Raw genomic sequence first — 17,035 nt, 5'->3', positions numbered from 1 at the left:
CAGGGGGGCAGAAGGGAACAGGTGGCAGACCCCATGCAGCAGAAGACCGAGTTCACGCCCGAAGAACACCATCGCCGCGGCTTCGCGCTTCTCGAGGCCGGTCACGGCCACGAGGCGTTCGAGCACCTCTCTCGCGCCTATCTGATCGACCCGCAGAACGCGCGCTTCCGCTCCTCGTATGCGCTCGCGCTCGCGCTCGTGCGCGGTCAGTTCCTCGGCGGGGTGGAGCTGGCGCGTGCCGCGGTGCGGCAGGAGTTCTACAACCCGGACCTCTATCAGAACCTCGCCCGCATCTATCTGGCGTTCGACTTCAAGGCCGACGCGATCCGCTTCCTGCGCAGGGCGCTGATGGTGGATCCCGAAAACGCGTCGGTGCACAAGCGCCTCGCCGATCTCGGCATCCGGCGCAGGCCGCCGATCCGCTTCCTGCCGCGCGGGCATGCCCTGAATCGGCTGCTCGGGCGAGTCCAGGCGCGCATGCTCGGACGCGCGGCCTGGGTGCTCTCTCGCGCGCAGGGTGCTTGACAAGCACCCTCCCACGGATAACTTCGGCCGCCACTCGACGGTGGAGGCCGGGTTTTCCGTGGGCAGCGTGATCAAGAAGCGGCGCAAGAAGATGCGCAAGCACAAGTACAAGAAGCTTCGCGCGAAGCAGAGACACAAGCGCAACAAGCGCTGACGTCGATCGCGTTCGGCCTCCTGTCGACACGATCCAAACGCACCGATGGAACACATCGGTGCGTTTTTTTTGGCGCTTCCGTTGACACTTTCGCCGCTCAATGCTTACTGTGTGCGCAACCGAGAACGGGAACCGCGCGTTTCCAGACGTGAAACAACGGTGCTCGCGTCAAGTTCGGAAGATCGAGTCCGATACGTGACGCGAGAGGAATCGCAAATCAGGGTCCTCTCGGTCGTGCACGAATTGCTCCCCGAAGCGCAAGCGGAGCGGTCGCAACGCGAGCACGGTGAACAAAAACGCAAATGGGGGTGAGAGCAAATGGCAGCTCGGAAGAAAGCCGCGAGCAAGAAGGCAACGCGGCGGAAGAAGGGTGCGAAGAAGGGCGGAAAGAAGAAGGCTGGCCGTAAGAAGGCCACACGCCGCCGCAAGAAGGCCGTCTGAGGCCTCGCATTCTGATTCCATAGAAGGCCCCCGTCGCTGCGAAGCGACGGGGGCTTCTTCTTTCTTGCGCCGGCGAAGACCAGATCCTAGGATCGGCCGCGCAACGAGAAGGAGTTCCCCTTGGCCAGAATCACGATCGAGGACTGCACCGAGCGGGCGGGAAACCGATTCGCCCTGGTCGTCATGGTCTCTGTCCGGGCCAAGCAGATCATGCGGGGAGCTCGCGGGCTGGTGAAGACGACCGAGAACAAGGCAGTCGTGAACGCGCTGCGCGAGGTCGCGGCCGGCTACGTCGCACCCGACCTCGAGGGCGACGCCGCCCAGCACTGACCGTCTGCGGCTAGCAGATGGTGACGGGCAACGCGAAGCTGAAGCGCGAGCCCTGACCGATCTCGCTCTGGAGCGAGAGCGACCCGCCGAGCTTCTCGATCAATCCGCGCGCGAGCGTGAGACCCAGGCCGGCGCCGCGGTGCCGGCTGTCGGGCGACGAATCGACCCGGTAGAACTCGTCGAGGATCTGCTCCTGATCGTCCGGGGCGATCCCGATTCCCGTGTCCGTCACGCTGCAGACCAGCTGCCCGTCCTCTAGCCCGAGCTCGAGCGCGATCCGCCCGCGCCGCGTGAACTTCGCGGCATTGTCGAGCAGGTGGAAGAGGATCTGATTCAGCTTGCCGAGGTCCGTGCGGATCTTCGGCAGGGCCGACGGGATCCGCTTCTCGAAGACGACGTCGGGCTGCAGCGTGTCGCGAACGTTGAAGATCGCCTCTTCGATCACCTCGGCCAGGTTCACGTCCTGGATGTCGATCGAAACCTCGCCCTGTTTCAGACGCCACAGGTCGAGGATGTTCTGGAGCATCTGCATCAGCGTGTTGCCGTCGGCGAGCACGCCGCGCAGCGAATCGCGTCCCGATACCGAGAGCGCCTCGTGCTCGTTCGCGAGCACCGAGATCATGCGCTCGATCATGCTGTTCAGCGGCTGGCGGAGCTCGTAGGACATCGTCTCGATCAGATCCGCCTTCAGGCGCTCGACGAGCGTGAGCCGCTCCTCGCGCTTGATCAGCTCGATGTCCTGGGCGAGCAGCTGCTCGGAGAGCCGCAGCAGCTCGTCGGACGGCTCGGCTTCGACCGCGGGGCTGCTCGACACCGCATGGTGATCCAGGACCAGCGCGATCTGCCGAAGGATCGACTCGATCCCCGCGTTCTGCACGCGCGGCCACGGCCCCGGACAGCCGAGCAGCGCAACGCCGCGCACCTGCCCGTTGTGGCGAATCGGAAAGCCGTAGATCCCGCCCGCCGCTCGGCTCCAGATGCGCGGGCTGCCCTCGGGCGAGTCGGTTCGCAGCGGCCGTTCGGATGCCAGCGTCTGGCGGACGAAGTCGTCGAGCTCCTCGCCCGCGACCTGCGCGTCCTTCGCACAGGTGAAGCCGGCCCAGCCGTCGGGCTCGGCCGCGACGTGCGTCGCGCGATAGACCAGCGCGAAGCCCTGCAGCGCGGCGGCGAGATGGCGCGCGCCAGCGGCGAGCGCCGAGGGAAGCGTATCGGGCGAGGTGTAGAGCGCGAGGATCTCCATGGCGGTCTAGAAGCGACCTTCGTCGCTTCCGCCGGAGAGCGATCCCGGGCTCTCCTGCGTGTAGGACGAGTCGCCCTCGAGCGCGAGCTTGGTCGCGAAGTCGCGCGGATTCGACGCGGCGTCGCGAGCGGTCTCGAGCTTGATCTTGTTCGCCTGGTAGAGCTCGAGGAGGTGCTGATCGAAGGTCTGCATCTCCATGTCCGAATGCCCCTTCTCGATGTGATCGCGGATCTCCACCGCGCGGTTCGGATCGCGGATGCACTCGCGGATCGAGCGGGTCGTGCGCAGGACCTCGACGGCGGGCACGCGTCCGGTGCCCTTCTTGTTCGGGAGCAGACGCAGCGAGACGATCGACTGCAGGTTCTCCGCCAGGCGCTCCCGGACCTGCTGGTGCTCCTCGACCGGGAAGAACGACACCACCCGCCGCAGCGTGGTCACGACGTCGTTGGTGTGGATCGAGGAGAACACCGCATGCCCGGTCTCGGCCGCCTTCAGCGCCGTGTCGACGGTCTCCGCATCGCGGATCTCGCCCACCATGATCACGTCCGGATCCTGTCGCAGCGCGGCTCGAAGCGCGGCGGGAAAGCTCGGCGTGTCGGTGCCGATCTCGCGCTGGGTGATGATCGAATGCTCGTGCGTGAAGATGAACTCGACCGGATCCTCGATCGTCACGATCTTGCACTTCAGCGCCCGGTTGATCTCCTGGAGCATCGTCGCGAGCGTGGTCGACTTGCCCATTCCAGTCGCGCCCGTCACGAGGACCAGCCCGCGCTGCACCGACGCGATCGTCCGCAGCACCGAGGGCAGGTTCAGCTCCTCGAAGGACTTGATCGAGAGCGGCACGACGCGAAGCACGATGTTGTAGGCCTTGCGCTCGCGCGAGATGTTGACGCGGAAGCGTCCCTCGCCGGCGATCTCGTAGGCCATGTCGATCTCGGACACGCCGTCGAGCGTCTTGGACGGATCGAACTCCATGAGCAGGCGCGCGATGGCCTCGGTGTCGGCCATCGTCAGGATCTTGTACTTCAGCTCGACCAGCTCGCCGTTGAAGCGATAGAGCGGCAGGTATCCGACCTGGAAGTGGATGTCGGATGCGCCCTTTTCGAAGCCCAGCCGCAGCAGTCGATGGAGTCGCTCTCGATCCATTTTGGGGTCCCGCCCTCGCGCGTCGAGCCGCCGTCGCGCGCGTCTCCCACTGCTTCGGCCGCGCCTGATCCGCGCTTGATGGGAGCTGCCGCGGCCCTGTCCTATACTCGGCCGAGGATGCACTCCGCCCGACTCTGCCTGCTGCTCCTGCTGATCTGCCCTGGCTACGGGTGGGCGCAATCGGCGCCACCGCCCGGGGGCGACATCGGTCCCGAGGACGTGTCCCCGGCGCCGCAGCACGAGCCATCCCCGCCGCTCGATCTGGAGCGGCTGCTCCGGCCGCCGGGAAGCATGAGCGACGCTCCTTCGGCGGAGCCCCGCTACGGGGGCCGTGACCGCGCCGAATGGCGCGACGCGTTCGAGCGCGCGAACTACGAGGTGACCGATCTCGAGTCGAAGGTAGAGGTCGGTCAGCAGCGACTGCGCAAGACGACGGCGGGGGATTGGAACTACTCCCCGGCCGGGGGCGAGGCGACCGATCCGGAGGTCCTGAAGCTCCGGGCTCAGCTGCGCCGCGATCGCCAGTCGCTCGAAGCCTCGCGCCAGCGATTGCGAGACCTGAGGGTCGAGGCGTCGCTTGCAGGCGTGCCGGAGGACTGGCTGGAGCGCTGATCCGGCGGCGGATCCGCAGCATCCGCGCAACTCGGACGTGCGCCCCGCTTCGCCCCGCGCACGCCGCTTCGCAGTAGCGGTCGGCGAGGCGCGATTCCCGTATCGAGCCGGGCCGGGTTGCGTCGGGAGCTGCCTGCGAGCTGCCGATTCCCGATCTCCGGCACGACAGCTGCAGCCTCGTGACGGCGTGGGACGCATGCGACAGATCGCGCTCGTGGCCCCGGTTCTCGGCTGGCTCGTCGGCTGCGCGAGCGCTTCGCAGAGCGAGCGCGAACGCGACGCCGCCGGCGCGCACGACTCGCTGACGGCGGTCGTCTCGCAGCTGAAGATGCACATGCAAGACGACACGTACCGCTTCGATCGAGCGGTCGGACCCGGTGGCAACGACGTCTACTCCGTCGCGCTCTGGAAGCTCGATCGTCTCGCGGCGCAGCGAGCGCGCGCCGAATCCGAATGGCAGAACGCCGACTACGTGATCGAGTTCGCCCGCGGCAAGGCGCTCGAACGACTGCGCCGCTACCAGGACGCGGCGCGCGCGTATTCGCGCGTGAAGGAGTCCGGGTCGCTGCTGGGCGATGCGGCCGCGGAGCGGCTGGAGAGCATCGAGAAATTCGCCGCCGCTTCCGCCGCGCCCGAGCGACCCTTCGCGAGCGCGGAGGAGGAGCTGCTCTTCGTCGAAGGCCGACTCGCGGTCTGGCGAAGCCTCTCGCTCGACGTACGGGGGACTCCGCAGGAGCCGTTGGCCCGCGAGGAGGCGGAGAGCTGGGAGGTCCTGCGCGTCGACGGGCTGGAGCGCGCCGGCAGACTCGTCGACGCGATCGGCGCCTGCCGGACGTTGATCGAGACGCATCGCGAATCGAAGCTCTTCGGCAAGCACCTGCTGCGACTCGGCGATCTGTACGCGGATGCGGCGCGGCGCGAGCGGGTGCGGGCGAGGGCGCGAATCGCGAATCTCGACGTCGAGCGATACGACTCGCTCCTCGATCAGGCGTTCTCGGCCTACGAGCTGGCGGGCGAGGACCACAAGCCCGCGCTCCGCCGCGAGGCGCGGACGCGGATCGAGGCGCTGCTCGCCGTCCACGAGGAAGTGAAGGGCCATGCGCACTGATCCGCGCATCGCGCTGGCGATCGCCGTGCTCGTGCTCTCGCTCGCGTCCGGCTCGAGCAGCCGCGCGGGCGAGCTCGATGTCGGCGAGGAGGCGGCGAGTCTGCTCCTCGCGCCCGAGCTTCGCAGCGACCAGGCGCGCGCCAGCGAGGCCTCGGAGCTGCTCGCGGCCGAGCGTCGCAGGAAATTCGCAGATCTCTCCGCGGAGATCGTCGACCTCGGGATCCACGCATCGCTACAAGTCTCGCCGCTCAAGCTGCTGCGCTCTGTCGGGCGGGTCGGGCGTGGCTTGCGCGACTGGGATGACCGGAGCCTGGCGGAAGACGAGGCGATGGTTCTGCTCGGGCCCGGCGCTCGCAGCGGCGAGCTCGACGCCGCGAGCCTCGCGCTCTTCACGCGCCTGGAGCGGCGCGAGAGCGAGGCTCGCGTCGCGGAGCTGCTCTCCGAGGCCGAACGCGCGTTCGGAGCCGGTGATCTCCGGCGCACGCGCCGAACCGTCGACCGCGCGCTCGCGCTCGAGCCCGGCTCGACGCGCGCGGACCGCCTGCTCGACGAGATCGACGAGCAGGAATGGCGCGCGCTGCTGGACGAGCAGGCGGAGTCGGAGGCGGTTGCTTCGGAATTCTCGATCGCGGCCTGGGAGGTTCAGCTCGGGACCGCGCTGCTCCTCGACGACCTCGCGCGCGCGCAGGAGCTGGGACCGATCGATTCCAGCGATGCCGCTCTGGCCCGCGCGGCGGCGCGCCATCTCCGCGGCGATCGCGATCGCGCCCTCGACGAACTGAGGCGCATCGCGCGTGGACGCGATCGGGCCGCGAAGCTCGCGTCGGAGTGGCTCGTCGATCCGAGCGTGGATCCGGATGCCGCGTTCGAGACCGAGCTCGACCTGTATCGGACTCGTCGCGCGCTCGGTTGGGTGGGTGGAGAGGAGCTCTCCACCACGGCCGTGCCCTCGGCGACGGATGCGCTCGCGCTGAGTCGCGACGGCTTCGAAGCCTGGCGCGAGTCGTATCGGGCTTGGCGCGCGGCCCTGAGCCCGGCGAATCTGGTGATCGATGCGCCGGCGCGGGCCTGGCGCTCCTGGCAGCCCGAGGGCCGCGCGCTTGGCAGCGCGGCGCGGCGCTACCTCGAGCTCGCTCCCGAGGGCGAACGGGCGGCCGAAGCGGCGTCGTGCCTCGAATCGCTCGCTGCCCAGGAGCGGAGCCGCCCGCGCGCCGCGGCGTTCCAGGATGGAGTCCTGGTGCTGCCGCACTCGAAGACGGCGTGGACGCGCCTCGCTGCGACGCGAGTCGTGGTCGCGCGCGCGGCGCTCGAAGGAGCGGCGCCGGAGCTGCTGGACGGGCTTACTTCCGACGCCGCGGCATTCCTGATCTCGCTCGACACCGAATCGGGTCGGCCGGTCGAAGCGGGCTCGCGAATACCGACGGCCCGATCGCTCGCGCTTCTGGCGGGTCTGGCGAGCGGCATCGAGGACGCGACGCTCTCGGCCCGCGGCGAGAGCGCGGGCGGGGTCCTGGGCCATCTGCGGCGGATGGACGCGCGGGTCCGGGCAGGGCGGTCGCTCGTCGCGCGCCCCTGGCGCGTCGAGCTCGCGTCCGGAGCCGACGCGTTCCAAGCGGCGCTGGTGGACGGGCAACGCTCGCACATGGCTGGCGCGGTCGAGCTCGAGCGTCGCGAGGAGAGCTTCCTGGCCGAGCGTGCGCTCGGAGGCGAGAGCCTTTCCTGTCCGCCCGAGACGCCGTGCATCGAGATCCGTCGCGATTACGACCCGATGTTCTACGCGAACGGCGATGCGGATGGCGAGCTTGGCATCGGCGCGCGCGCGAGCCTCGACCACGCCCGCGTCGCCGTCGAGGTCGGAACGTTCGGTCCGCGCGCCTCGCTCGTGATTCCCTTCGCGCGCTGGCTCGGCATCTCGCGCTACTTCCCTGTCGAGGCGAGACTGGCCGTGGGTCTGGACGGCATCTCCGCGGCGCCGCACCGCAGCTCCGACGCGGGCATCACGCTGGCCCCGTCCTTCTAGAGCCGGCTCAGCGCGGCGAGCAGTCGGTCCACGACCTCCGGCCGCGCGTTCTCGCCCATCAGGCCGATGCGCCAGATCCTTCCCGCGAGCTTACCGAGCCCGCCCCCGATCTCGATGCCGTGTTCGTCGAGAAGCCGCCGGCGCGCCGCCGACTCGTCGTCGAACGGCGGCAGCACGGCGGAGAGCATCGGAAGCTGGTACCGAGCGGGAACCAGCATCCGAAAACCCATCGGCTCGAGCCCGGCGACCAGACGGGCGTGCGCCGAGGCGTGGCGCGCGAAGCGCTGCTCGAGCCCTTCCGCGAACACGCGTGACAGCGCGGCGTGCAGCGCGAAGATCATCGAGATCGGCGCGGTGTGGTGATAGACGCGCCGCGCTCCGAAGTAGCGTCCGATCAGGGAGAGATCGAGATACCAGCTCTGCACCGGCCGCCGTCTGCGCTCCAGGCGCGCGATCGCGCGCGGGCCGATCGCGAGCGGGGACAGGCCGGGCGGACAGGCGAGACACTTCTGTGTCGCCGAGTAGGCGGCGTCGATCTGCCATTCGTCCATGCGAACGTCCATGCCGGAGAGCGAAGTGACGCAATCGAGGACGACTAGCGCACCGGACGCCCGCGCCGCAGCGGCAACCTCCTTCACGGGCTGCGCGACTCCGGTGGACGTCTCGGCGTGGACGAGCGCGACGACCTCGGGGCGGTGCGCCTCGATCGCCGCGATGATCCGCTCTGGCGCAACGATCTCGCCCATCTCCGCCTCGACGCGCAGCAGCCGCGCGCCGCAGCGCTCGCCGATCGCGGCCAGCCGCTCGCCGAAGACCCCGTTCACCGCGACGAGCAGGCCGTCGCCCGGCTCGAGCAGGTTGACCAGGCACGCCTCCATTCCCGCGCTGCCGGTTCCCGAGATCGGCAGCGCGAGCGCGCCGTCGGGCGCGCGGAACAGCGCGAGCAGCTGTCGCTGCACCTCGTCGAGCAGGTCCAGAAAGGCGGGATCGAGATGGCCGACGAGCGGAAGCGCGAGCGCCGCGCGCACCTCTTCGCTCACGTTGCTCGGTCCGGGACCGAGAAGCAGGCGCTCCGGCATTTCGAGATGGCGCACGGGGCGAGTATACTCGCGCGCACTCCAGCGAGGGCGTGATGAAGCGAGACTGTCTGTTCTGCCGGATCGCCGCCCGGGAGCTGCCGGCGCGAATCGTCTTCGAGAGCGAGCGCATCGTGGCCTTCGAGGACATCCACCCGCAGGCGCCGGCGCACGTGCAGCTGATTCCGCGCAAGCACATCGCGAGCACCCTCGAGATCGGTGCGGATGATCACGCCCTCGTCGGTGAACTGGTGCAGACCGCGACGGGCCTGGCTCGCGAGCTCGGCTTCGCCGATGCGGGCTACCGGCTCGTCATGAACACGGGCGGCGCGGCCGGACAGACCGTGTATCACCTTCATCTGCACCTGCTCGGCGGGCGCACGTTCGGCTGGCCGCCCGGATAGCCCTGACCTAGACTGGCCTCGGCGCGTACGCCGCGAGGTCGATTCGAGTGTTCCGCCTCCTGTTCCTGCTCGTCCTGCTGGGAGCGGCCTTCCTTCTCGTCGAGACGCGCTGGGAAGCGAACACGCGCACGCTCAGCCTGCGCGTTCGCACGGCGGCGGAGCTCGTGAAGGGCGTGCAGGCGACGGCGCGCACACTCGGCGGCAAGGCCGCCGAACGCGTCGCCGGTGTCGGCTCCGAGCCGCCTCCAGTGTCGACGGCGCCTCCGGAGCGCGCCGCGGAGCAGTTCAGCGCGGCGGAGCGCGCAAAGCTCGATCGATTGGTCGAGGAGAAGACGAGGGCGCCATAGCGATTCCGCGGACCAGGAGCGCGATCGAGGCTCGGGAAAACGAGAGCCTCGCTCCGTATGCGGTGCGCGCGCGCGACTCGCGCGGCCGGATCGAGCCCGAGCCGGAGCACCCGTATCGCACCGTCTTCCAGCGCGACCGCGATCGCGTCCTTCACGCGCGGGCGTTCCGTCGGCTTCAGTACAAGACGCAGGTCTTCCCGTACCACGAGGGCGATCACTTCCGGAACCGCCTCACACACACCCTCGAGGTCGCGCAGATCGCGCGCACGGTCGCGCGAGCGCTCGGAGCCAACGAGGACCTCGTCGAGGCGATCGTGCTCGCGCACGACCTCGGTCATCCGCCCTTCGGCCATGCGGGTGAGCGGGTGCTCCACGACCTGTTGAAGGGGCACGGCGGCTTCGAGCACAACCGCCAGAGCTTGCGCGTCGTCGACTGGCTCGAGGACCGCTCGGAGCGCTACCCGGGGCTGAATCTCACCGCCGAGACGCGCGCGGGCATCCTGAAGCACGGCTCGAATTTCCCCCGCTACGCGCACCCCGTGCCGCTGCCGGACCTGGGAGTCGGGCCGACCGTGGAGGCGCAGATCGCGAACGTCTGCGACGAGATCGCCTATCACACCCACGACCTCGACGACGGTCTTCGCGCGGATCTGCTGGACTGGGACGGGCTCGCGGGGCTCGCGCTGTTCCGCCGGGCGAGCCGGCTGCTCCGCGACGAAGACGACGCCGCGGAGCGGACGCTCCGCCCCCGGGTCACGGTGATCCTGATCGACCTGCTGGTGAGCGATCTGATCGAGTCCAGCGCCGAGCGGATCGAGCGAGCGGCGCCGAGATCCTCGGCGGAGGCCTGCGCCGCAGCCGAGCCGCTGATCGGACTCTCGCGCGAGATCGCCGCCGAGAAGCGCGAGCTCGCGCGCTACCTGCTCGAGAACTTCTACCGGAACCACCGAGTGGTGCGAATGGCAGCGAAGGCCGAGCGGATCCTGGGGGACCTGTGGCGCGCGTACGCGGCGGACCCCCGCCAGCTGCCGCCGCACGTGCTCGACCGCGCGCGAGGCGAGCCGGAGGAGCGCGCGATCGTGGATTACGTGGCCGGGATGACGGACCGCTTCGCGATGGACGAGCACGATCGGCTCTTCGACCCACACACCCACGTCTAGACGCGCTCGCGCCATGGACGGCGCCCTGGCGGCGGTCGTCGTGGCGGATAGAGTTGGCGCCGCTATGCGGGAGGACACAGTTTGAGGAAGCGAGGCTGGGGAGCCGGTCGCTGGTTCGGTCGGAGCAGCAACAACGGCAGTCTGCTCGATCGGCTTCGCAATCTGCACGGTGTCGATCTGCGCGAGGTTCGCGAGCTCGAGAACTTCGACGAGCTTCCCGAGCATCTCGAGGCCGGTGCAGCCCGCTGGCAGGGCAGCCGCCCGATCGCGCTGCTGGCGAGCCGCCGGGAGGGTCTCGACCTGCTCGGCTGGGCGCGGATCGCCGCGCGGCGCGCGGGCGCAGGGCGCAGCCTCGCCGAGGTCCTGATCGCGGCGCCGGAGTTCTCCGAGCGCACCCGTCGCGCCGCGTCGCGGGCGGCGGAGCGCGGTCCGTCGGTGCATCTGCTGACGCTGCCCGCGCTCGCCGAGGACGGTGGTGCCTGTCAGCTCGAGAGCCACCCGGCTCCGGCCAGGCCGTCACTGATCGGCGGCAGCACGAGTGTGCTGGCGCGGGTGTTGCGGGTATTGGAGGGGGCGGCCGCCGTCTCGGGCGCCGCCGGCGTGCGCCCGGCCGGCCCGGATCATCTCTTCTACGTGCGCGGCGAGCGGGCTGCCCGGGTCAGCGTCGAAGGCGATGAGGTCGTGATCTCCGTCGCGCTTCCCGAGCGGCGAACGATTCGCGCGAACGACGCGAGCTTCGCCCGGATCGGAGCGGATCTATATGAATGGGTCGTGCGACTCGCGGACGACCCGAGCCTGCTCGAGGGCGCCGCAGCGCGGCGCGATGCGCTGGTCGAGAGCTGCGCGGACGAGGCGCACGCGGGAGTCACGGCGCGCTGGCTGCCGTGGAACGAGGAGGGCAGCGACGCGATCGATTGGGTGGGCATCGACATCGCGGGCCGGCCCGTCGTCGGTGCCATCCGGCCGAGCCTCGACGTAGCGGACGTCCCGGGGTTGATCGCTGGCTGGCATCTGCTCGACCTCGAGCGCGAGGTCTGGAGCCCGGGCGCGGTCGGGGATCCGCGAATCTTCGTCTCGAGCGACTCGATCTCGGACGAGGCGCGCGAGATCCTCGAGGCCGTCGCGGGTCCGATCGGGGAGCGCCGCCTTCCGACCGAGCCGATGCGCGCCTATGCGAGCGAGACGCTGCCGGAGGCCGAGACAGCGCTCGATTCCGAGGATCTGCGTGAGGACGTCGGTCGATCCGAGCGTCGGGGCGGTCGGCGGCGGGGGCGACGCCGCGGCCGCGGCGGCGATCGAGGGACAGCCGAGTCGTCGGCGCGCGTGTACGACGCGGCCAGCGCGGAGGAAGAGCGCAATGCCCGTCGCGAGGCGCGCCGCGCGGCGGAGCTGCGCGGCGAATCGACCGAAGCCGAGCCGGCCGCGGAAGGAGAGCTCGATTCCCGCGCGCCGTTCGAGGCCGAGCTCGAGCCCGAGGCCGATGCAGAGACTCGCGCGGCCGGGGAGGAATCGGACGGTTTGGAGCCTCGGCGCGGACGGCGCGGCCGAAGACGCCGAGGCGGCCGAAGAGGCGCGCGGATCGTGTCCGGAGAGCGGGCGGAAGCCGACTCCGAGGCGCTGGAGTCGCGCGAGGCTGGCAGCGACGGCGAAGCGCGGGCATTCGGCGGCGAGGAGCTCGAGCCGGGCGAGGCGCCGGCTCCCGACGAGGCGCTCTCGAGCGACATGGAGGCGACCCTCGCGCAGGGTGAGGAAGAATCGGAGACCGGTCCGGCCGCGGAGCCGGTCGAGGTGTCTCCGCCGCGTGCGCGCCGACAGCGCGCCGCAATCCTCGTGCGCGACGACCCGGACTCGATCCTGGCCGCGCTCGTCCTGGCGCGCGACCGACGCACGATCGTGTCGTTCCGGGTCGCGCCGCAAGAAGGCCTGATGGACTTCTTCAAGGGACCGGCGACGGACATCGCAGACAACGTCGACGTGCTGGTCGTCGGCTACAGCGCGCAGCCGCGTCCGAAGGAGGTCCTCGACACCGCGGAGCTGTTCCGCGGACGGCTGCAGTGGTTCGACCACCACGAGTGGGCGATCGAGGATCTGGTGCGCCTGCGAGCGGTGCTCGGCCGCGACTCGATCGTGATCGAGGAGAACGCGACGAGCCCGCTGGGGGCGGTCTGCGAGGTGACCGAGCGGCGCAGCCGCTTCACCGACAAGCTGGTCGACCTCTCCGCGCGCCGGCTCTCCGAGACCGACATGCAGAAATGGGGCAACCGAGTGATCGCGCTGATCAAGCGCCTGGCCGAGACTCCCGGCGAGCACCGTGCCGAGATCGTCGCCGTGCTGAACGGCAAGCCGACCGACCTGCCCTCGGCTCCGGACGTCTATCGCGCCGAGACGGACTGGGTCGCGGAGAACGACCCGCGAATGGTGCACTTCGGCGAGTACCAGCTCGCGGTGGCGCGCGTGCCGTCCCACCTCGATCCGGGCGAGATCGGCCGCCGGCTGCGCCTGCGCACCGGCGCGCGGCTGTCGCTCGCGACGGTCGAGGGCGACGACCTCGTGGTGCTGTCCTGCAACGACGAGAAACGGCCGCTGAACGTCTCGGGCCTGATCGACGCCGTCGGCCAGCACCAGCCCTGGGTGATTCCGAAGAGCGGGGGCGATCGGATCGGCCGCGCGCGGATCGACGGCCTGCCGGAGCACCCGGAGCGATTCGAGACGCTGATCGGCGAGATCGTGCGCCATCGCTCCGTTCTCTACGGCTAGGCTCCGTGCCGGCGCTTCGCGTCAAGGAGATCTACCGCTCGATCCAGGGCGAATCGACCCGCGAGGGCTGGCCGTGCGTCTTCGTGCGCACGTCGGGCTGCGACATCCGCTGCAGCTACTGCGACGAGCCGCAGGCGTTCAGCGGCGGAGACCTGCTCGAGATCGACGTCGTGCTGGCGCGCGTGGCGGGGCTCGGGACGAGAATGGTCGAGCTCACCGGCGGGGAGCCGCTGCTGCAGAAGGCCGTGCCGGAGCTGGTCCGGCAGCTCTGCGACGCGGGCTACACGGTGCTGATCGAGACCGGCGGACACCACGACATCTCGGTGCTCGACCCCCGCGCGCACGCGATCGTCGATGTGAAGACGCCCGGCAGCGGGATGGTCGCGCGAAACGATCTCGGGAATCTCACTCGACTTCGCGCCGGTGACGAGCTGAAGTTCGTGCTCCGGGATCGCGCGGACTACGACTGGGCGGTGCAGCTGATCCGCGCCCATCGGCTGGAGAATCGCGTGCCGGTCAACCTCTCGCCGGTGCACGGCGTGCTCGATCCTCGGGACCTCGCCGGCTGGATCCAGGAGGACGGACTCTGGGTGCGGCTCAATCTGCAGGTCCACAAGTACGTCTGGGGCGCGGAGACGAAGGGCGTCTGAGTCTGCGGCGTCGCTCGCGCGCTCGACCCGAGCGAGCGGGTCGTTCAGAATCCGCGAAGAAGATCCGCACCTCGATGCGGCGGGAGAAGCGAACATGACCGTCGCCAGTGGCTCGCGCTTCACGTGGCTCGACCGACGCCGCTTCCTGAAGCTCTCCGGCATGGCGGCGGCCGCGACCGCGGTGGGCGGACTTCCGCTCCTGCATCTCCGCGAAGAGGCGATCGCGGCCGAGCTCCCGGCGGGAAGCGTCGCGCGCGATCCGACCAAGCTCGGCAGCTGGCAGGATCTCTACCGGCAGCGCTGGAGCTGGGACCACGTCGCGAAGGGAACGCACGGCTGGCTGAACTGCCGCAGCGCGTGCAACTTCGACCTGTACGTGAAGGACGGGATCGTCGTCCGCGAGGAGCAGACCGCGAGCTACACCGCCTCGGAGCCCGGTGTTCCCGATTTCAATCCGCGCGGCTGTCAGAAGGGCGCCTGCTACACCGAGGTCATGTACGGCCCGAGCCGACTCACCGTTCCGCTGAAGCGCGTAGGCCCGCGCGGCGGCGGTCAGTGGCAGCAGATCTCCTGGGACGACGCGCTGCGCGAGATCGCGGAGAAGCTGGTGACGATCGCCGAGAAGGACGGCACCGACAGCATCATCCACGATCTCGGCCCCCACTTCGACCAGGGCCCGACCACCGCCGGGCGGGTGCGCTTCTTCGGCCTGGCCGGAGCCACGCTCTCCGACGACTGGGCGGAGATCGGCGATCTGAACCACGGCGCTACGATCACGTTCGGCTTTCCCCACGTCGGCGGAAGCTCCGACGAGTGGTTCCTCTCCGACTATCTCGTCGTCTGGATGATGAACCCGGCCGTGACTCAGATCCCCGACGCTCACTTCCTGTTCGAGGCGAAGTACAACGGCGCCGAGCTGGTGGTGATCGATCCGCAGTACAGCGCCACCGCCGTGCACGCGGATCAATGGATTCCGATCCGGCCCGGGGCCGACGCGGCCCTGGCGCTGGCGACCGCGCGGCACATCTGGAACACCGGCCGCATCGATCTGGACTACGTCCGCGAGCAGACCGACCTGCCGATCCTGGTGCGACTGGACACCGGCCGCTTCCTGAACGAGGCGGATCTGCTCGAGGCCGGGCGACGCGAGCTGGTGTACGTCTGGGACGCGAAGGCGGGCGCTCCGGTCGCCGCCCCGGGCGCTCCGACCAACACGGATCAGCCGCGGCTCGGCGGCGGCGCGCTCGCTCCGCCGATCGAGGGCCGCTTCAGCGTGAAGCTTCGCGATGGCAGCGAGACCGTGGTCGTTCCCGTCGGCTCTCTGCTCCGCGAGCACCTCGAGCCGTGGAGCTTCGAGGCCAGCGCAGAAGTGACCGGACTCGCCCCCGAGCAGATCGAGAAGTTCGCCGAGGGCTTCGCGCGCGCGAAGCGGCCGATGGTGCTGTCGAGCTGGGGCTCGAACCGCTTCTTCCACTCCGACCAGATGAACCGCGCGAAGATCCTCTGCCTGTCGCTGAAGGGCGCGGTGGGACGGAAGGGCTCGGGCTACCACTCCACGGGCTGGATCGAGACGGGCGGGCTCGGCATCGGGTCGCACACCGGCATGCGCGGGCGGCTCGAGCTCTTCATGCACCTCGACATGAGCACGCTCTTCGACCTCGCGGTCGAGCGCGTGCGCGGTCGGATCAGCACGCAGCTCGCCGTCTGGGACCTCGCCGCGGAGATGACCGAGGAGCTGGCGTGCGTGGGAAACGCCGCGAGCCTGAATCTCGGCTACCAGGGAATCGCCGGAGATCTCGACCGCGAGCAGGCGAACCTCTATCCGCGTCCGCTCACCGACTACGACCGCGAGGCGCGCGAGAAGGGCTGGATGCCGCGCTTCCCGACCAAGGCGGCCCGCGCCTGGGTGACCGGCGGCAACAACGTGCTTCGCCGCTCCAATCTTCCGCAGCGCTCGCTCGAGCACCTCTGGCCCGCGCTGGACCTGGTGGTCGACGTGAATCCCAAGTTCACGTTCACCGGAATGCACGCCGACTACCTGCTGCCCGCCGCCGGCTACTACGAGAAGCGCGGCATCAAGTACACCGTCGCTTACATCCCCTACCTCCACTACTGCGACGCCGCGGTGCCGCCGGTCGGCGACTCGAAGGACGAGTGGGAGATCTTCTGGCGTCTGGCGCAGCAGGTGCAGCGGGTCGCGCGAGAGCGCGGAACGCCGGTGTTGCCCGGCTGCGGGAAGCTCGAGGTCGATCTCACCACGATCGGTGATCGCTTCTCGTACCATGGCGAGTTCGGCCCCAAAGACACCGACAAGGTCATGCAGCACATCCTCGACAGCTCGGGCACGACCCAGGGCATGACCGTCGCGGGGCTCGAGCGCACCGGCGTCGAGAAGTTCAAGGGCGCGGGCGGACCGGGCGGTCAGGCGCAGCTCTGGAACGACTCCTGGAAGGGCGACGGCGTGCTGCGCGCCTGCACCCACTTCACCGAAGAGAAGTGGCCCTGGCCCACGCGCACCGGTCGACAGCAGTTCTACGTCGATCATCCCTGGTTCCTGCAGGCCGGGGAGGCGCTCCCGTCCCACATCGAGAGCCCGAAGGCGGGGGGGGACCTGCCGTTCCAGCTGATCTCGTGTCACGCGCGCTGGAGCATCCACAGCGTCTGGCGCGACGATCCCATGCTTCTGCGACTGCAGCGCGGCGAGCCGGCGCTCTACCTGAACCCGCGCGACGCGGAGCGGCTCGGGATCGCCGACGGCGAATGGGCCGAGCTCGAGAACCGCTTCGGGCTGGTGTTCATGCGCGTGAAGCACTCGTCGATGGTCCGGCCGGGGGTCGCCTACTACTTCCACGCCTGGGAGCCGCACCAGTTTCCGAAGCACGAGAGCTACAAGTTCGTGACGCCTGGGCTGATGAACCCGCTCCACTTCGCGGGCGGCGAGGGCCAGCTGCGCTGGCGCTTCGGCGTCTGGGCGCCGGGCACGCAGGTGCAGGACACGCGGGTCGCGATCCGTCCACGAAGGGCCGACGCGGTCGATGCGATCCGCGCGGCGCAGGAGTCCTAGC

14 protein-coding genes are annotated in these 17,035 nt (G+C 69.7%); 11 read left to right on the top strand and 3 right to left on the bottom strand.

Going from position 1 to position 17,035, the window contains the following annotated elements; genetic code table 11:
* Window positions 1–21 precede the first annotated feature (21 nt).
* The 3 genes from FJ108_02505 to FJ108_02495 all read left to right on the top strand — a co-directional run bounded on the left by FJ108_02505 (window position 22) and on the right by FJ108_02495 (window position 1,450).
* Window positions 22–525, top strand: coding sequence for a hypothetical protein (locus FJ108_02505; protein ID MBM4334772.1), 504 nt, complete (start codon window positions 22–24; stop codon window positions 523–525).
* 58 nt (window positions 526–583) lie between these two features.
* Window positions 584–679 carry an AURKAIP1/COX24 domain-containing protein gene (locus tag FJ108_02500; GenBank protein ID MBM4334771.1) on the top strand — a complete coding sequence of 32 codons (96 nt, stop codon included), beginning with the start codon at window positions 584–586 and terminating at the stop codon, window positions 677–679.
* Between the two features lie 561 nt (window positions 680–1,240).
* A complete protein-coding gene (locus FJ108_02495) occupies window positions 1,241–1,450 on the top strand; it encodes a DNA-directed RNA polymerase subunit omega (protein ID MBM4334770.1) in 210 nt (69 codons plus the stop codon).
* A 10-nt stretch (window positions 1,451–1,460) separates the two neighbouring features.
* Here FJ108_02495 and FJ108_02490 read toward each other — a convergent pair whose 3' ends face one another.
* Both FJ108_02490 and FJ108_02485 read right to left on the bottom strand, forming a co-directional pair.
* Complete coding sequence (locus tag FJ108_02490) at window positions 1,461–2,690, bottom strand: HAMP domain-containing histidine kinase (protein ID MBM4334769.1); 1,230 nt, start codon at window positions 2,688–2,690, stop codon at window positions 1,461–1,463.
* Between the two features lie 6 nt (window positions 2,691–2,696).
* Window positions 2,697–3,836: a PilT/PilU family type 4a pilus ATPase gene (locus FJ108_02485; protein MBM4334768.1), complete on the bottom strand. Its 1,140-nt coding sequence runs from the start codon at window positions 3,834–3,836 to the stop codon at window positions 2,697–2,699.
* Between the two features lie 117 nt (window positions 3,837–3,953).
* Here FJ108_02485 and FJ108_02480 point away from each other — a divergent pair, with 117 nt between their 5' ends.
* From FJ108_02480 to FJ108_02470, 3 genes are all read left to right on the top strand, one after another.
* A complete protein-coding gene (locus FJ108_02480) occupies window positions 3,954–4,448 on the top strand; it encodes a hypothetical protein (protein ID MBM4334767.1) in 495 nt (164 codons plus the stop codon).
* A 187-nt stretch (window positions 4,449–4,635) separates the two neighbouring features.
* Window positions 4,636–5,556: a hypothetical protein gene (locus FJ108_02475; GenBank protein ID MBM4334766.1), complete on the top strand. Its 921-nt coding sequence runs from the start codon at window positions 4,636–4,638 to the stop codon at window positions 5,554–5,556.
* The gene (locus FJ108_02470) at window positions 5,546–7,576 is read left to right on the top strand and encodes a hypothetical protein (protein MBM4334765.1); all 2,031 of its coding nucleotides are present in this window, start codon (window positions 5,546–5,548) and stop codon (window positions 7,574–7,576) included. The genes FJ108_02475 and FJ108_02470 overlap by 11 nt, the downstream gene beginning before the upstream one ends.
* Here FJ108_02470 and FJ108_02465 read toward each other — a convergent pair.
* Complete coding sequence (locus FJ108_02465) at window positions 7,573–8,655, bottom strand: alanine--glyoxylate aminotransferase family protein (protein MBM4334764.1); 1,083 nt, start codon at window positions 8,653–8,655, stop codon at window positions 7,573–7,575. The genes FJ108_02470 and FJ108_02465 overlap by 4 nt on opposite strands.
* A 53-nt stretch (window positions 8,656–8,708) precedes the next feature.
* Here FJ108_02465 and FJ108_02460 point away from each other — a divergent pair, with 53 nt between their 5' ends.
* The 5 genes from FJ108_02460 to FJ108_02440 all read left to right on the top strand — a co-directional run bounded on the left by FJ108_02460 (window position 8,709) and on the right by FJ108_02440 (window position 17,034).
* Complete coding sequence (locus FJ108_02460) at window positions 8,709–9,056, top strand: histidine triad nucleotide-binding protein (GenBank protein ID MBM4334763.1); 348 nt, start codon at window positions 8,709–8,711, stop codon at window positions 9,054–9,056.
* Window positions 9,057–9,103: 47 nt separating this feature from the next.
* A complete protein-coding gene (locus tag FJ108_02455; GenBank protein ID MBM4334762.1) occupies window positions 9,104–9,403 on the top strand; it encodes a hypothetical protein in 300 nt (99 codons plus the stop codon).
* A gap of 2 nt (window positions 9,404–9,405) precedes the next feature.
* Complete coding sequence (locus FJ108_02450; GenBank protein MBM4334761.1) at window positions 9,406–10,563, top strand: deoxyguanosinetriphosphate triphosphohydrolase; 1,158 nt, start codon at window positions 9,406–9,408, stop codon at window positions 10,561–10,563.
* A 2,252-nt stretch (window positions 10,564–12,815) separates the two neighbouring features.
* Window positions 12,816–13,970: a radical SAM protein gene (locus FJ108_02445; protein MBM4334760.1), complete on the top strand. Its 1,155-nt coding sequence runs from the start codon at window positions 12,816–12,818 to the stop codon at window positions 13,968–13,970.
* A 94-nt stretch (window positions 13,971–14,064) separates the two neighbouring features.
* On the top strand, window positions 14,065–17,034 hold the full coding sequence (locus FJ108_02440) for a twin-arginine translocation signal domain-containing protein (GenBank protein ID MBM4334759.1): 2,970 nt from the start codon (window positions 14,065–14,067) through the stop codon (window positions 17,032–17,034).
* Window position 17,035: the final 1 nt, after the last annotated feature.

The organism is Deltaproteobacteria bacterium, from assembly GCA_016875225.1.
GTDB lineage: Bacteria > Myxococcota_A > UBA9160 > SZUA-336 > SZUA-336 > VGRW01.
The sequence above is the reverse complement of the archived record's forward strand: the minus strand, read 5'-3'. Positions and strand labels throughout refer to the sequence as shown.

Excerpts from the sequence above, each read along its gene's own strand:
- FJ108_02490 (MBM4334769.1), bottom strand. The coding sequence starts at position 2,690 with ATGGAGATCCTCGCGCTCTACACCTCGCCCGATACGCTTCCCTCGGCG.
- FJ108_02485 (MBM4334768.1), bottom strand. The coding sequence starts at position 3,836 with ATGGATCGAGAGCGACTCCATCGACTGCTGCGGCTGGGCTTCGAAAAG.
- FJ108_02480 (MBM4334767.1), top strand. The coding sequence starts at position 3,954 with ATGCACTCCGCCCGACTCTGCCTGCTGCTCCTGCTGATCTGCCCTGGC.
- FJ108_02470 (MBM4334765.1), top strand. The coding sequence starts at position 5,546 with ATGCGCACTGATCCGCGCATCGCGCTGGCGATCGCCGTGCTCGTGCTC.
- FJ108_02465 (MBM4334764.1), bottom strand. The coding sequence starts at position 8,655 with ATGCCGGAGCGCCTGCTTCTCGGTCCCGGACCGAGCAACGTGAGCGAA.
- FJ108_02460 (MBM4334763.1), top strand. The coding sequence starts at position 8,709 with ATGAAGCGAGACTGTCTGTTCTGCCGGATCGCCGCCCGGGAGCTGCCG.
- FJ108_02445 (MBM4334760.1), top strand. The coding sequence starts at position 12,816 with ATGGGGCAACCGAGTGATCGCGCTGATCAAGCGCCTGGCCGAGACTCC.
- FJ108_02440 (MBM4334759.1), top strand. The coding sequence starts at position 14,065 with ATGACCGTCGCCAGTGGCTCGCGCTTCACGTGGCTCGACCGACGCCGC.